Source organism: Mannheimia bovis, from assembly GCF_014541205.1.
Taxonomy (GTDB): Bacteria; Pseudomonadota; Gammaproteobacteria; order Enterobacterales; family Pasteurellaceae; genus Mannheimia; species Mannheimia bovis.
In genome coordinates, this window is record NZ_CP061280.1 from 207017 (window position 1) to 223037 (window position 16021).

The following is a 16021-nucleotide window of genomic DNA, read 5'->3' on the forward strand; positions in this document are numbered from 1 at the left end:
ACAACCGCTTGTTGTTCATCTTAAGACAAAAACCCCTGTACCACAAGGCACAGGGGAAATCATTAATCATCTAGGAAACTGCGTAAAGTTTCTGAACGGCTTGGGTGGCGAAGTTTACGCAACGCTTTTGCCTCAATCTGACGAATACGCTCACGGGTTACATCAAATTGTTTACCTACTTCCTCGAGGGTGTGGTCGGTGTTCATATCAATCCCAAAACGCATACGCAACACCTTCGCTTCACGCGGGGTTAAACCCTCCAACACTTCATTGGTTGCCATACGTAGGCTCTCAGCAGTTGCGGAATCAAGTGGTAATTCAAGGCTTTCGTCTTGAATGAAATCGCCTAAATGTGAATCATCGTCGTCACCGATTGGGGTTTCCATTGAGATCGGCTCTTTGGCAATCTTCAATACTTTACGAATTTTATCTTCCGGCATTCCCATACGTTCTGCCAACTCTTCCGGTGTAGCTTCACGCCCCATTTCCTGCAAGCATTGGCGGGAAATACGGTTAAGTTTGTTAATGGTTTCAATCATATGCACCGGAATACGGATAGTACGAGCCTGATCCGCAATCGAACGGGTAATTGCCTGACGGATCCACCAAGTTGCATAGGTTGAGAATTTGTAACCACGGCGATATTCAAATTTATCTACCGCTTTCATCAAGCCGATATTCCCTTCTTGGATTAAATCCAAGAACTGTAAACCACGGTTGGTATATTTTTTCGCAATGGAGATAACCAAACGTAAGTTAGCTTCAACCATCTCTTTTTTCGCACGGCGTGCTTTTAGCTCACCGTTAGAAATACGACCGCCAATTTCACGAATTTGAGCAATGGTTAAGCCTGAAGTTTGTTCCAATTGCTGTAAATTAGCAATATTGACACGAATGTTATCAATATAATTAGCTAATTTTGGTGCGGCGTTTTTCTTCGCATTAATCGCTTTTTCAATCCACGCTTCGCTTAATTCGTGCCCTTGGAATGCTTTTAAGAAATCGGTTTTCTTCATACCCGAATATTCAACCGCATAACGCTGAATTTGACGTTCTTCCGCACGCACTTGCTTCATTAGTTTTTGCATAGTAGCAACTAATAAATCAAACTGTTTCGGTACTAAGCGGAACTCACGGAAAATATTCGATAAAATTTCAATCTGCTCTCTTGATTTTTTGCTGGTTCTACCGTGTTTTTGAATTGCTAATACCACTTTTTCGTGCTGGTTACGCAGAGCTTCAAATTTTTCCCGTGCTAATTCAGGATCGATAGAGCTGTCATCGCTGCTGTCTGAGCTGCTATCACTTTCTTCGTCTTCATTTTCGTCATCTTCAACATCAGCTACAGTATCCGATTCTTCGTCATCATCGAGATCTACCTCTAATTCTTCCGTAACTTGCTCTGATGCATTCGGATCAACAAAGGCTGTAACTAAATCAGAAATACGCATTTCGCCCGTTTCTACTTGGCTGTAGCATTCTAAAAGCCCAACTAAGGCTTCCGGGTACTCAGCAATCGCACACTGTACTTCGTTAATACCGTCTTCAATACGTTTTGCAATATCGATCTCACCTTCACGAGTTAAAAGCTCTACCGTACCCATTTCACGCATATACATACGCACAGGATCAGTCGTTCTACCTAACTCTGATTCTACGGTTGAAAGCACTTTAGTGGCTTCTTCTACCACATCTTCATCAGCGATATTTTCAGCAAGTAATAAATCATCCGCATCAGGGGCAACCTCTAATACTTGGATTCCCATATCGTTGATCATCTGAATAATATCTTCGATCTGCTCTGCATCGACTAATTCTTCAGGTAAATGATCGTGCACCTCAGAAAGCGTTAAATAACCTTGTTCACGCCCTTGTGTAATCAGAAGTTCTAATTGGGATTGCTGTTCTAATTGTTGATCTGCTTGGTGTTCCATAGTTTATCCGTTTATTATGCGAGCAAAAAATAGTAATGGATTATATCACTAAATTCAGCTTGGCTTGGTAAATTTGCAAAAAATTTATGAATTTTACTCACAATCCTTGTAAGGATTGTTCGCAGCTTCGCTGCCGTTGGCAAAGCCAACGTTTAAAAAGCAATGCTTTTTTTGACCGCTTGTTGTGGGCTCACTCAGTGTATTCCTACTATTGAAACATTAATAAAACGTACTCTTTTTTCTCATCGTCAGTTAAACCCACCGTTCGGTCTTTGGCAATTAACTCTTCTTTTCTTAATTCCACTAATTTTGCATAGAGAAAATCGAGCGTTTCAATAAAGGTAGTTTCAACATTTTCCGGCAACACTAAATGTTCCCAACTTGCGAGTGTTTCAACTATTTTATATTGGGGACTCTCTCGGTAATGTTCAAGTAGCCCTCCCATACTAATACCGGCATTTTGCTGGCAAATTGCCACAATATCCGTTAATAATTCAAAACCCGGTTCTTTTAATGCGTTCAGAGAACTCACATCAGGCACAAATTTGACTAAATATGGGTTTTGCAATAATAACGCTATCAGTAATCGCATTGGGGTTCGTTTAATTTTAACCGCTTGATGAGCCGCTCTCTCCTCCGCTTTTTTATTCGGCAATAAGGCTTCTATCTGTGTTGGGTCGAGAATACCTAACTTCTGCCCTAAAATATTGCGTAAATAAACACGCAGCATTTCACCCGGAATGCGGTTAATTAGCGGCACCGCTAAAGCTGCCAGTTTTGATTTTCCTTCTTTTGAGGAGAGATCGACATCAGCAAGCAAACTATCAAACAAGAAATCGCTTAGTGATTTGGCATTCTTCGCTAAATACTGCTCAAATCCCGCTTTACCTTGTGAACGAATGAAAGTATCCGGATCTTCGCCATCAGGCAAGAAAATAAATTTGAGCTGACGACCATCTTGCAGGTAAGGTAAGGCATTTTCTAACGCTCGCCACGCTGCATCTCGCCCTGCTCTGTCGCCATCATAGCAACAGATAATCTGCTCAGTGCAGCGGAACATTTGCTGAATTTGCTCACCTGTGGTGGCTGTACCTAATGAAGCCACAGCATTATCTACTCCAAATTGAGCCAGAGCCACTACGTCCATATAGCCTTCCACTACAAAGAGATAATCGGGGTTTTCATTCACTTTGAGTGCTTGATATAAACCGTACAGCTCACTACCTTTATGGTAAATTACCGTTTCAGGCGAGTTCATATACTTCGCCCCTTGCTCATCATTTGGCAACACTCGACCACCAAAAGCGATCACACGTCCACGCTTATCCCGAATAGGGAACATTACCCGATTGCGAAATTTATCGTAAATTCGACCGCTATCATTTTTGGTTAAGATCCCCGTATCGAGCAATTTTTGTGTTTCTTCAGGCGATTGCCCAAAAGTGCGTAATGCAGCATCAAAGGCATTAGGGGCAAAACCAATTTCAAAACGTTCGATAATCTCCGCCGATAAACCACGCTGTTGCAAATAACTTTGTGGCTCAATTTGATGGGTAAGATTTTGCTGATAAAACTTCGCTACCGCCTCCATTAACTCATAGAGGTTACGCTTGGTTTTAAAATTCGCTTGCGGTTTACCATCACGACTAATGATATTTTCTCTCGGCACTTCTAGCCCGTGCATAGCCGCAAGCTCTTCAATTGCCTCCGGAAATTCTAATTTGTCGTAATCCATCAAAAAAGTGATGACATTACCGTGAACGCCACAACCAAAGCAGTGATAAAACTGTTTCGATTGGCTTACCGAAAATGAAGGGGTTTTCTCGTGATGAAAAGGACAACAGGCTTGATAATCTCGTCCTGCTTTTTTGAGCTTGACCCGACTGTTGATGACCTCAACAATATCGGTACGAGCGATGAGATCATCAATAAACGAACGTGGAATTGTGCCTTTCATTGATTGCCTCCTGCTCTTTGAATGATACAAGCGGATAATTTATCGTAAAATTTTACCAAAATATGACCGCTTGAAATAGAAACGTTAAAAACACCAAAACCGTGAACCAAATAGGAATCACGGTTTCGATATATTTGTGCCAATTAGCGAACTAATTAGTATAAACGTGTGTTGCGTGCGTTCTCACGGAAATTACGTTTAGCGTGGCGTTTAGCAAGTGATGCTTTTTCACGTTTACGAATTGTAGTTGGTTTTTCGTAGAATTCACGAGCACGAACTTCTGCTAAGATACCTGCTTTCTCGCAAGAGCGTTTGAAACGACGTAATGCAACGTCAAATGATTCATTTTCACGAACTTTAATTACTGGCATGTGCCATCACCTCAGAAAAATAGATTAAATTATTAACCGCACACAATTTTGGCGGCATAGAACAAAAAAGGTAGTGCATTCTACCTTAACTAAAAATTAAAGTAAAGAGCAGATTTGCACCCTGAAACCCTCGTTTGTAAATGCTCAACCTAATCAGAATTTTAGTATTTTCTACCCAAAATAGATAGATGGCATAATGCCCTTAGTGTAGAATGACAAAAATTTTTTCATTTTTTAGGATATTTCAATGCATCTTAACTTAAAAAAAATAGACAGATCACACATTACTCTTTTCTGCAATGTACTAGTCGCTACATTTTTTGTTACTGTTTTAACCTTTAAAAAAGGTTATAGCTATGTACCAATGGCATTGGGTATTATCGCTACACTTAGTTTCTTATTTTATCACTTTAAATTAAAACAACGCTGGTTGCTTGATAAAGAAGATAAATTTTTTGTATTTTCGCTTATTGCCTATTTCCTCACATTTGTAATGTCAGCAGTTTTTAATGGAGATGGTTTCCGTGAAATTGATAATCCAAGTAGAATTTTGCTTTTTATTCCGTTGATTTTTTTCTTCTCACGTTACCCAATTAAGAAAATTACTCTTTTCCACTTTGTGCCGATTGGGGCATTAGTTGTAGGAGTTTTAGCCGTTTATCAGAGATTTGCGCTCGGCTTATATAGACCATTTCCAGAAATATTCAGTATTCAAGCAGGAGATATCTCCATTACGTTAGCTATGCTTAGTTTAGTTATTTCAATCTATTGGTTTAATCAATCTAAAAATAGAATCGCCATTCTATACATAATATTTGCAATATTCGGACTAACTGCCAGTATTCTTTCAGGTGCTAGAGGAGGATGGATTTCTTTTCCATTCTGCATCTTATTTATTTTGAGCTGTTACTATAAAGAGCTTAATAAAAAAATATTCTTATTAATTAGTACAATATTTATTGCCACTATTTCATTATTTATAACAAGGCCTGAATTTGAGTTAGAACAGAGATACTTATCAGCCAGATCAGATATAACAAATTATATAGAAAAAGGAATCAAAGATTCATCTCAAGGTGGTCGTTTAGATATGTGGGAAAACGCCCTCATTGCAATAAGCGAAAAGCCAATTTTCGGACATGGAAGTTCAGGTTACACTCAATTCCAAAAGAAACAAGTAGAGTCTCAACAGATGGCTCCAACAACATTAAACTATAACAGTTTGCATAGCCAATATTTAGAAGCCTTTGTTAAACGAGGTATTATCGGATTTTCTGCATTAATTGCTGTTTTATTTATTCCATTAATTATTTTTGCACGACGTCTAAAAAGCAAAAATGATGCAGTAAAATGCATAGCTATATTAGGAGTTATTCATATCATATCACATATGATTTTTTTCTTAACACAATCTTTCCTAGCCCATAATTCAGGTTCAATATTTTACTGTTTTACTTTGATTGTATTATACCACTTAATAAAGCAGAAAGAGGAAAATACCAAATAATCAAAAAACACTATATATATTGATCTGCACCCCAAAAGCTGGACTAAACAACCAACTAATTAAGGTGCAGATTAGTATGACTAAATACAACTCATCTTCCAAATAATAAGTGATAAACTTTGATCTTCGAAATGGGAAAAATCATTTATTGACCTGACCCATCAGCATTTTCAGCTTGTAGAGCCGACACTAAAACTTTAGTATCAAGGGAAAGTCTGTAAAAAATAGCAGAAAATTTACACATCACAAAACTTATCTAATGACGAAATTATCGCTTACGATTTGACTAGAAACCTGAATTTTACCTTGCACCAAACCCTGTTAACATTGTTTTTAATGTTTTGAAAATAATTAAAATATCCAACCACAGAGAAAAATTTTTAATGTAATAGAAGTCGTGTTCAACTTTCACACGCGTATCATCAACATCCGCTGCATAGCCATGCACAACTTGCGCCCAACCGGAAATCCCCGGCTTCACGATATGGCGATAATTGTAGAATGGAATTTCTTCCTCAAATTTATCTACAAAGGCTTTCTGTTCAGGACGAGGGCCAATTAAGCTCATATCTCCTTTTAATACATTAAAGAATTGAGGTAATTCATCAATACGGGTTTTACGGATAAATTTCCCGATACGGGTTACACGCATATCTCCGCTTGAAGCAAATTGTGCACCATCTTTTTCCGAATCTTTACACATACTTCTAAATTTATAGATACGGAACTCTTTACCACCTTGACCAACACGATTTTGAATAAACATAGCCCCACCTTCACTTTCTAGGCGAATCGCAATCGCAGTAATTGCCATAATTGGTAGGGTTATTGGGAAAGTTAGTATAATAAGTGAGATATCAATCACTCGTTTTATAAGAGAATAAATCGGAGAAGGCAATAATGAGCCTAAATCATTCTCATACATATGATGAATTTTTACACGCCCAGTTAAGGATTCCTGTAACTGACGAACATTATAAACAGGTATACCATTTAAGGTGCATTTAGCTAAAAATTTATTCCACTCCGGAGATAATCCAGGATAATGAAGATCAACTGCAATCGCATTAATTCTTTGCTTGCCTAACTGAAGCTCTCTTATTTCAACCCATTCTACATTTTTAATTTTATTTAAGTCAGCAGCACGCCCAAACGGAATAAATGCAATTTTAGGAATAATCCACCTTCTTGATAGAAAATAACCAATAAAGCAAAATAGCATTGTTAACGAAAAGCTTGTTCCTAACAGAATATTTGAATAGTCTAAACGGAACAGCGTTAATATTATAAGTACAATAAAATACCAAGCAACCACAGTAGAAACTACAAAACTGGCTGATTTATTTCCTGGGTATTTCATTAACATCCTTAAACTAATTGCAATCATTACAAAAGCCAAAGCTGCCGCAATAATTGTATTATAACGAGTATTGAGCAAAGTAAACTCGCTTCCCCAAAGATAAAAAGCTGGGAATAGACTTGTAAGGATAATACCCAAAACACCTTGTATCAGAGTATTAAAAAATAGTCGTTCGTACCAACGAGAATGGCGTTTCTTATCTTTAAAAATCATGCTATCCACCTAAAATTTATGCTTCTTTAAACCCTTTAAAGTGTAACTTATAAAATAAGCAACACTATCAAAGAAATTTAACCTCAAAATATTCCTATAAATCTTCCATTGCCATATGGCAGTTTTTAATTTATTAGATGAGATAGAATTACTTGATATCATATAATTACAATGTACAAGATCACTACTTACTTTAATTGCCCTAGGTATTTTGGATAAAACATTCAACCAAAAAATATAATCTTCATGGCCATGCTTTATAAATCTTATATTAGAGATAACTTTTCTATCAACCATACAAGTTAAGTTACCTAATACATTAGAACTTAATAAGCTTTTATAATCACATTCATCTGGTGCCTTGATAGTCTTTAATAAGTCACCTTTTTCATTTACTTGGTTATAATCCATATATGATAGAAAAACCCTACTCTTTTCCATAAACTCTTTCTGTATACTTAGTTTATCTGGCTCCCAAGTATCATCAACATCTAAAAAACAAATATATTCTCCGTTAGCCATATCTAAACCTCTATTTCGACTATAAGCAACACCTTGATTAGCCTTATTTTCTAGGAAAATGATATTTAATTCTTTTTTTGAAATAAAGTCTTCTATGATCGAAACTGTTTTATCTTGAGAAAAATCATCAATTATAATCCACTCAAAATCCTTAAATGTTTGTAATTTTAAAGAGTCATAGATTCTATGTAGAAAATTCTCTGCATTATATGCAGGTGTGATTATACTAACTTTCATAAATACATACCTATATCAATCAACTATTTCTGAGATTATCTGTAACATCTCTTTCTCTTTATCTTCCCAAAAAATATCAGGCTCATACTTACTATACTTTCCTTTACCTTTTTCAATGAACTTCATTAATTTATCTCTTATATCAGAGACTGAATATTCATCAACTAGTAATACATTTTTATGATTATATAATGATTTCGCCATCTTTGTTTTTTGAGATAAAACAATATCTTTTTCAAAAAACGAGCACTCAAAATATTTATTTGAAATAGCATACACAGCATTAAAATCATTAGTTGGGTAGGCTGCCCAAATACATTGAGAGATATTGTATATAGAAGGAAGCTCTGAGTGGTTATATCTACCAAAAAATAATACCTGAGCATTCAAGTGATGCTTGTCAACGGCTTTCTTCAACTTATCCAGCTCTGGACCATCACCAAATACAAGAAGATAAATATCAGTACTTTTTATTGCCAACAGGATATTTTCGATAACATCAAAATAGCGAACAACCCCAATCCAAGAAACACTTCTTATATTGTTAAAATCAATTTCTTTATGCTGTTTGAAAAACTCAGGCTCATTAATTTTTTTTTGAAATGAATTTAGTGAAGGATAATTTTCAAATACATAGCTATTTAAGTGATTCGAATAAAGTAGCTTAAAATATCGTGAAGCAAAAATAGTTAAATCTACATAGCGTAAACAAAATTTTTCTACTTTATCCAAGATAAATTTTAAACATCTGTTTGATGTGGTTGGTAGATCAAGACAATCATAGATAACCTTAGTATTTCCTTTAATAAATAATCTAATAAAAGTTGCACAAATCAACGAATCCCAATGACTAGCAAATATAGCATTAGGTTTTTCTTTACACGAAACCTTATATGTATAATATATAAAAATAGGAAGATAAAGTAACTTCTTTAGTTGCTTTCCATAGCCTATATTACCCTCTAATATATAATGATCCCGAGGGATATTTTCTAGAATTCCATTACGACTCCAAGCAACAACGACCGTTCTAAAAATAGAGTCCAAGCTATTCTTAAATCTTTGCGTTCTAGAATTTATAGGCCAAGTAGTATCTATAATTAAAATTTTTTTCATTCTATGCTCTCATAATTTACTTCAATCATACAATAATTAACATATTATACGATGCCGGCAGTATAATAGTACTTAAAGTTCCTAAAATAACAAGTGCACTCCTTAGTAGTCTCAAGGTTTGTATATTCTTAGATTTTTTCTCTACTAAAAAAATAATATCAGTTAAAAGAATTAAAAACAACATCATACCTACCCGTTTACTTTGCCCTCCCCCCATCGTAATTAATGATAAAGAGAGCAAAATTACTGCATATAAGTAAAAATATATCTTATTAAGTTCAGATAATCTAATTTTTAGCTTGTGTAATAAAAGAAAAGAAAAGAAAAGACCAAATATAAAAACCATATATAATATTGGAGGAAACTCACCCGTTTCTTGATTTGATTTCTCCCCACCTAAAAAAAATAGTATATATAAGACACCTAAAGATGTAACTAAAGCATATAGATATTTTTTTCTTAAAATAAAAACAAAAGGCAAAAATAATATTGTTACATTATGTAATAATGAAGCAAAAAACATTAACAACAACTTATAGGGAATTTTCATTTGTGAAAAAATAGAGATTACAATTAAAATAGTTGCTAAATGTTGTCTATATACATTTTGTATTCCTAAAATGGAAGGAAATATAATAAAAAATAGTAATACATAATAAGCAGGTATTTTATTTTTATAACAAAAGCAAGTAAAAAATGCGAAAAATAGAAAATCTATAAATAAAAAAGTTAGTACTTCATCTTGTAAAACTTGATAAAAAAGAGTACTACCTCCCCAATATCCTATTTCCCTTAAGTAATATGGAGAGTTCAACATTTCTTTTATATCACTTTTAAGCGCATCCTTATAAACTAAAAAGTCTCCTATAAAACCACTATCCCTTAATATAAAAGAAAATAAAAGTAGTGAAAAAAGAGCTATCCAATATAATACTTTTCTCTGCTTCTTAAAGAGAGCAATAAAAAATGTTATAAATGCAAGAGATGCAAAAGCGTACAATGATACCATAATTTCTTTTTGATTAGTCTACTCGTAAAAAGAATAGAACTACTTCCCTTTAATAAATTCAATAATACGCTGACATGCCTTACCATCACCATACGGATTATGCAAAGTACTCATCTTTCTATATTCTGTTTCATCTTGGAGTAATCTCTCACACTCAGAAACAATTCTTTCTTTATTCGTACCAACCAAAATCACTGTTCCTACTTCTACCGCTTCTGGTCTCTCAGTAGTATCCCTCATTACCAATACAGGTTTACCTAAACTTGGAGCCTCTTCCTGTACACCACCACTATCAGTAATAATCATAAATGATTCATTCATTAGCCATACAAAGGCAGGATAACTCAATGGATCGATTAATTTAACATTACTAATTTCTGATAAGATCTTATACACAGGCTCTTTCACATTCGGATTTAAATGCACAGGATATACGATTTGTACATCAGTATTTCTTATCGCAATCTCTTTCAAAGCTTCACAAATATTAATAAAACCTTGTCCATGATTTTCGCGTCTATGTCCAGTTACTAAAATTAGCTTTTTATTTTTATCTTTCTCTACAATATTTTTGAGTATTTCAATCTCATTATTATGAATATTTTTCACTTTTTCAGAACTAAATATCAGGGCATCAATGACAGTGTTTCCTGTGACTAGAATGCTTTCTTCAGCAACATGCTCTGCTAATAAATTTTCCTTGGATTTTTGTGTTGGTGCAAAGTGATAGTCTGCAATACAACCGGTCACTTTTCGGTTAATTTCTTCAGGAAATGGAGAATATTTATCAAAAGTTCGTAGTCCAGCTTCAATATGACATACTTTTGCTCCTGAATAAAACCCTGCGATACTTGATGCCATCGTCGTCGTTGTATCACCGTGAACAAATACAAAATCAGGCTTAAAATCATCTAATACATTTTTAAGCTCAGTGATAATATCTGCCGTAAGTGTATAGAGGTTTTGATTTGGCTTCATTAAATCCAAGTCATAATCTGGCTGGATTTCAAAAAAATCTAATACTTGATCTAACATTTGGCGATGCTGCGCAGTTACACAGACTTTAGTTTCGAAAAAAGAAGTTTCCTTTTGAAACGCTTTTACCAAAGGTGCCATTTTTATTGCTTCTGGGCGTGTGCCAAAAATTATAAGGATTTTTTTCATAGTTTTAATCTCTTGAATTGTAAAAATTAATCATCACTTAAATATTATAAATCAAGGATTTTTTTCCATTTATCTAGAATTTTATCGCAATGAAAATTCTCATTTATATAATTACTTTCTGCCATTCTATTTAGCAAATCCTCATTATCCATTAATAATTCTATTTTTTCTATAAGTTCTTTTTCATTATTAACTATAAAACCATTCTCATTATTTAAAATAATATCAGAAACTCCACTTGTTGAGTTGTATGATATTAATACATTTTTATACATTCCTGCCTCCACTAGAATTGTAGGCAGCCCCTCATACAAGGAGTACAATAAACATATTTTAGATTTAGATAAATACTCATAAATATTCTTTTTAAAACCAATTAGCTTTATATTTTCTATACTATTATTTGTTATATACTCTTGAATCTCTTCATATTCATCACCATCACCCAGAATATAATATTCCCAAGCAGCTCTCTTTTTTAATAGAGAAGACAAATACTTTACAGTTTCAAAGACTCTTTTATTTTTATCTAATCTTCCGCCATACAAAATGATATTTTCCTTTTCTCCGAATTTTTTTAAAGATGTGTAAACATTAGGAATAAGATTATAGATATAATCCACATTTTTATAAGAATTATTTAAAATATCTTCAAGCTCTTTTACTCCCTTCTTACTAACGGTAAGAAAGAATTTAGACTTTTTAATTATATTTTTGAAAAAGAAAATATTAATAAACCTCACTAAAAGTTCTTTTTTAAAAAAACTCAGCCAGTCTTTCCAAGTCGACTTTTCTAAAATATATTTAGTATATGCATAAGGTGTGCTATGCAATATAGATATTATGGCTACTTTCCCATATAATTTATTTACAATACAGCTGGCTTCTTTTAATGAACCAATCTGTAAAATTACATCAGTAATACCTTTACTTTCTATAAAGTTAGTAACATTCTGTCTTTTCACAACTTCTATATTTAAATTTTTATTATAATCAATTAGACTAATATCATTTTCCTTATGTAAAGAAAGCACCCCCCATATTGGAAAATCATTATTTACAAACATTGATGACATATTAGCTGTCACTTTTTCTACACCACCAAATTTTGTATAATCCTCAACAATTATTAAAATCTTTTTCATAAAATTTTATAATCCCCTCATTAAAGATAGAGTAAAGTCCCTGAGTCTATTATAATAATCCCCATCAGTGAGGTGATTTAGATATAATTCTTGATTATCTTTTCTATTAAAATCTCTTTTTCGCAACTCGCCCAATAAAATATTTTTTAATGCATTTAGGTTTTGAACATCATAAGTATGAATTAAAGGGCTTTTATTCTCATAATATTTATGACCATAGTTGTCAGACATTATAATTGGAACCCCTGTTGAAAGGGCTTCAATAATAGATAAATCAAAATAACTTTGGCGATTAGCATTGATCAAATAATCTATCGAGTTATACCATCCCACTGGATTATTTGAGAAACCAATATCACAAATTCCATCTTCTGATATTTTTTCACCTTTGCCAATAATAATCAAATTAAGATCTTTTCTTTGTTGATAGACTTCTCGATAAGTATTTAGCACAATATCAAAACCTTTTATTTCATTTCTTCTTCCAATATACATTAGATTGATTTTATCACTTTTAATAATATTTTCGGAAGGCACATCACCTTTTGAATAGCCTTTTTGGGCACCACTTAATATAAACTTAATTTCATTATTTGGTGTAATAACCTCTTTATATAAAGGTATACAACCTTCGTTAGGAAATACCACAATATCAGCTCTTTCAAAAGCGTTTTTTTCAGCTTTTTTCAGAAAATTGATATACTCTATTTTTTCAGGGAAAGCACTTTGATACTCTTGTGAAGGTAACTCTGGGCTATGAGATTGCAAAATAACTACCTGATTTTTAGGAATCCATTTGAGGCAGTGCTGTAAACAAACACAATCATGAAAATAGATAAATTTATATTTGTGTGCATTTAACATTCTATAGTAAAAAGAAAAATATTCATCCTTACTTATTATAGAATAAATTTTTCTTTGTAATCTTTCCAAGAAAGAATCGGAAATATTGTGAGATAATACAAAAAAATCATTTGGTTTATTTACTAAATTATGAGCAATAAACCCAGAGGGTCCACCTGCATTGATATCATATTTATATGGAGCAAATATTAAAATTTTATCTTTTATCATTTTTCTTTCCTTATTAAAAATTCTTGACTACATCTAACGCTTTCTCAACTACTTGGTGCATATCGTAGTATTTATATTCGGCTAACCGCCCACCAAAGATAACATTGGAGTTTTGATCAGCAAGGGTTTTATATTTTTGATAAATAACTTGATTTTTATCATCATTAATAGGGTAATACGCTTCATTATCCTTAGAAAAGTCAGCGGGATACTCACGTGTAATAATCGTTTTAGGTTGAGTTCCGAACTCAAAATGCTTATGCTCAATAATTCTTGTATAAGGAATTTCTCTTTCTGTATAATTTACTACGGCGTTGCCTTGGTAATTTTCTGTATCCAAAACCTCAGTTTCAAAATTTAAGCTTCTATAATCTAAACTTCCATATTGTAGATCAAAAAACTCATCAATTTTTCCTGTATAAACAATCTTTTCTGCTAAATTATCCCAATACTCTTTATCTTTTAAATAATCAGTATTGAGTCGTACTTCAATTCCTTCGAGCATTTTTTCAATAAGTAAAGTGTATCCTCCAATAGGGACACCTTGATATAAATCATTAAAATAATTATTGTCAAAGGTAAAACGGAATGGTAATCGGCGAATAATAAATGCCGGAATCTCTGTAGCAGGTCTTCCCCATTGCTTTTCAGTATATCCTTTAATTAGTTTTTCATAAATATCTTTTCCACCTAAAATTAATGCTTGCTCTTCCAAATTTTTAGGCTCAGTGATATGTTTATATTCTAATTTTTGCTCTTCTATTTTTGCTTTGGCTTCGGCTGGTGTCTTTACTCCCCAAAGCTGATAAAAAGTATTCATATTAAAAGGCAAGTTATATAACTCCCCCTTGTAATTAGCAATAGGTGTATTGGTATAGCGGTTAAACTCTACAAAAGAGTTTACATAATCCCATACTTCTTTATTGCTTGTATGGAAAATATGCGCACCATATTTATGTACCTGTATACCTTCTTGCTCTTCAGTATAAATATTCCCTGCTATGTGATTTCTTCTCTCCAAAACCAAGCATTTCTTGCCTTTTTTAGTCATTTCACAAGCAAAAATTGAACCAAACAAACCACTACCCACTATTAAATAATCGTATTTTTTTTCCATAATACACCCGTTTTATAAACAAAATAAATTGAAATAATTGTTACTATAACCTCTGTCAGCACATTAACCACACTCAGAGAATAGACAGAAATGATATCTAGCCCCCAAACAGCAACGAACATTGCCAAATAACTAACTACCGAAAAACCTATCATTTTAGTAAAAAGTTTATTAAATCCAAAAGGAACTAGTGTTAATATCCCCATTGTATTGCTCACCGCTACTACAGGAGCTAAAAGCCCTAAAATCTGCACAATAGGTACTGCTGAAAGCATTTCTTTTCCACCTAATAACAGAACAATATACTCAGCTGTGAAGAATAAAAGAATGTATAAAAATATATTAATAACAAGAGAAACCCTAAAAATTTTCTTTATGAAAGAAGTGCTTTTTGTAGAGCTAATCCTTGGAAAAGAAACCTGAGAAATAATCCCTTGTGGTATACGAATTAAATTTACTATTTTTTCCGCTAAATCGTAATACGCAACAGCTCCCATTCCTAAAAAGGTTCCGATAATTGCTTTGTTCGAGTTAACATAAATCTGTATCAATACATTAGACAGAAAAAAGTGGTAGGACTCTTTAATATAGTGTTTTATAGTTAAAAATGAAGGAGTAACAAATCTCACCCCTTCCTTTTTAATCAGATAAAAAGAGGCCGTCCCCGAAATTACTGTAGCAACTAAATTTGCCAATGGAAACCATAAAACATCGCTTTGTTCTTCAACAAAGACAAAGATAAGCCCTAAAAAAACCAATCTTGCTCCCAAGGAAATCATTGTAATAAATTTCATTTTTTCTATCCCTTGGAAAAACCATTGGGGGAATATAACATCTAACAGACAGGCTCCAAATGCTAAATAATATAAAACTTGGTAGGGGCTGGGGTAAAGAATAAAGTATCCATATAAAACTAAAAAACATACTAATAAAAGTACTGACTTTATAATTAAGATGGCACTTACTATTTCAGAAAGTTTCTGGAAATTATCCCTATGTATGCTTACCTCTTTTGCCCCGGTCATCGAAAATCCAAAAGAAATGAATATAGTAAAATATCCAGCAATCACCGTAGTAAAGATTACTAAGCCATAAAGTTCCTTACCCAGCACTCTAATTAAATATGGATAAGCAATCAAAGGCATAAATAATAAAGAAATTTGCAAAATAGATAAATAAGAAAAATTGGATAATAACGTTTTATTACCCTCTATCAGATTTTTTATTTTATTAGATAAGTTTTTCATTTTCTGTAGTAACTATTGTTTACTTATTTTGTAAAATTTTATAAAAAA

The 16021-nt window shown here is 33.2% G+C and carries 13 protein-coding genes; 1 reads left to right on the plus strand and 12 read right to left on the minus strand.

Features of this window, described 5'->3' with window-relative positions; genetic code table 11:
- Window positions 1–62 precede the first annotated feature (62 nt).
- The 3 genes from rpoD to rpsU form a co-directional block, all read right to left on the minus strand.
- Entirely contained in the window at window positions 63–1934 is a 1872-nt protein-coding gene (rpoD, locus tag ICJ55_RS01140) for an RNA polymerase sigma factor RpoD (protein WP_188156971.1), read from the minus strand.
- Window positions 1935–2142: 208 nt separating this feature from the next.
- On the minus strand, window positions 2143–3891 hold the full coding sequence (gene dnaG / locus ICJ55_RS01145) for a DNA primase (RefSeq protein WP_188156972.1): 1749 nt from the start codon (window positions 3889–3891) through the stop codon (window positions 2143–2145).
- Window positions 3892–4046: 155 nt separating this feature from the next.
- Entirely contained in the window at window positions 4047–4262 is a 216-nt protein-coding gene (rpsU, locus tag ICJ55_RS01150; RefSeq protein ID WP_006252283.1) for a 30S ribosomal protein S21, read from the minus strand.
- 247 nt (window positions 4263–4509) lie between these two features.
- Here rpsU and ICJ55_RS01155 point away from each other — a divergent pair, with 247 nt between their 5' ends.
- Window positions 4510–5769 (plus strand): O-antigen ligase family protein, encoded by a 1260-nt coding sequence (locus tag ICJ55_RS01155; protein ID WP_188156973.1) that lies wholly within the window; start codon window positions 4510–4512, stop codon window positions 5767–5769.
- Between the two features lie 301 nt (window positions 5770–6070).
- Here ICJ55_RS01155 and ICJ55_RS01160 read toward each other — a convergent pair whose 3' ends face one another.
- From ICJ55_RS01160 to ICJ55_RS01200, 9 genes are read right to left on the minus strand one after another with little or no spacing between them, the layout of a single operon-like run.
- On the minus strand, window positions 6071–7342 hold the full coding sequence (locus tag ICJ55_RS01160; RefSeq protein ID WP_188156974.1) for a sugar transferase: 1272 nt from the start codon (window positions 7340–7342) through the stop codon (window positions 6071–6073).
- 9 nt (window positions 7343–7351) lie between these two features.
- The gene (locus ICJ55_RS01165; protein WP_188156975.1) at window positions 7352–8101 is read right to left on the minus strand and encodes a glycosyltransferase family 2 protein; all 750 of its coding nucleotides are present in this window, start codon (window positions 8099–8101) and stop codon (window positions 7352–7354) included.
- Window positions 8102–8116: 15 nt separating this feature from the next.
- Entirely contained in the window at window positions 8117–9217 is a 1101-nt protein-coding gene (locus ICJ55_RS01170; protein WP_188156976.1) for a glycosyltransferase, read from the minus strand.
- A 25-nt stretch (window positions 9218–9242) separates the two neighbouring features.
- On the minus strand, window positions 9243–10226 hold the full coding sequence (locus tag ICJ55_RS01175; protein ID WP_188156977.1) for an EpsG family protein: 984 nt from the start codon (window positions 10224–10226) through the stop codon (window positions 9243–9245).
- Window positions 10227–10265: 39 nt separating this feature from the next.
- Window positions 10266–11390: a non-hydrolyzing UDP-N-acetylglucosamine 2-epimerase gene (gene wecB / locus ICJ55_RS01180; RefSeq protein ID WP_188156978.1), complete on the minus strand. Its 1125-nt coding sequence runs from the start codon at window positions 11388–11390 to the stop codon at window positions 10266–10268.
- 44 nt (window positions 11391–11434) lie between these two features.
- Window positions 11435–12535 carry a glycosyltransferase gene (locus ICJ55_RS01185; protein ID WP_188156979.1) on the minus strand — a complete coding sequence of 367 codons (1101 nt, stop codon included), beginning with the start codon at window positions 12533–12535 and terminating at the stop codon, window positions 11435–11437.
- Window positions 12536–12541: 6 nt separating this feature from the next.
- Window positions 12542–13609 (minus strand): glycosyltransferase, encoded by a 1068-nt coding sequence (locus ICJ55_RS01190; protein WP_188156980.1) that lies wholly within the window; start codon window positions 13607–13609, stop codon window positions 12542–12544.
- Window positions 13610–13622: 13 nt separating this feature from the next.
- Window positions 13623–14726, minus strand: a complete 1104-nt coding sequence (gene glf, locus ICJ55_RS01195; RefSeq protein ID WP_188156981.1) for a UDP-galactopyranose mutase — start codon at window positions 14724–14726, stop codon at window positions 13623–13625.
- Window positions 14702–15973: an oligosaccharide flippase family protein gene (locus tag ICJ55_RS01200; RefSeq protein ID WP_188156982.1), complete on the minus strand. Its 1272-nt coding sequence runs from the start codon at window positions 15971–15973 to the stop codon at window positions 14702–14704. Before ICJ55_RS01200 ends, glf begins: the two co-directional genes overlap by 25 nt.
- Window positions 15974–16021 lie beyond the last annotated feature (48 nt).

What these genes read in the sequence shown, in the direction of transcription:
- ICJ55_RS01165 (WP_188156975.1), bottom strand. Translation starts at nt 8,101, where the DNA reads ATGAAAGTTAGTATAATCACACCTGCATATAATGCAGAGAATTTTCTA.
- ICJ55_RS01175 (WP_188156977.1), bottom strand. Translation starts at nt 10,226, where the DNA reads ATGGTATCATTGTACGCTTTTGCATCTCTTGCATTTATAACATTTTTT.
- wecB (WP_188156978.1), bottom strand. Translation starts at nt 11,390, where the DNA reads ATGAAAAAAATCCTTATAATTTTTGGCACACGCCCAGAAGCAATAAAA.
- ICJ55_RS01185 (WP_188156979.1), bottom strand. Translation starts at nt 12,535, where the DNA reads ATGAAAAAGATTTTAATAATTGTTGAGGATTATACAAAATTTGGTGGT.
- glf (WP_188156981.1), bottom strand. Translation starts at nt 14,726, where the DNA reads ATGGAAAAAAAATACGATTATTTAATAGTGGGTAGTGGTTTGTTTGGT.
- dnaG (WP_188156972.1), bottom strand. Translation starts at nt 3,891, where the DNA reads ATGAAAGGCACAATTCCACGTTCGTTTATTGATGATCTCATCGCTCGT.
- ICJ55_RS01190 (WP_188156980.1), bottom strand. Translation starts at nt 13,609, where the DNA reads ATGATAAAAGATAAAATTTTAATATTTGCTCCATATAAATATGATATC.
- ICJ55_RS01200 (WP_188156982.1), bottom strand. Translation starts at nt 15,973, where the DNA reads ATGAAAAACTTATCTAATAAAATAAAAAATCTGATAGAGGGTAATAAA.
- ICJ55_RS01155 (WP_188156973.1), top strand. Translation starts at nt 4,510, where the DNA reads ATGCATCTTAACTTAAAAAAAATAGACAGATCACACATTACTCTTTTC.
- rpoD (WP_188156971.1), bottom strand. Translation starts at nt 1,934, where the DNA reads ATGGAACACCAAGCAGATCAACAATTAGAACAGCAATCCCAATTAGAA.
- rpsU (WP_006252283.1), bottom strand. Translation starts at nt 4,262, where the DNA reads ATGCCAGTAATTAAAGTTCGTGAAAATGAATCATTTGACGTTGCATTA.
- ICJ55_RS01160 (WP_188156974.1), bottom strand. Translation starts at nt 7,342, where the DNA reads ATGATTTTTAAAGATAAGAAACGCCATTCTCGTTGGTACGAACGACTA.
- ICJ55_RS01170 (WP_188156976.1), bottom strand. Translation starts at nt 9,217, where the DNA reads ATGAAAAAAATTTTAATTATAGATACTACTTGGCCTATAAATTCTAGA.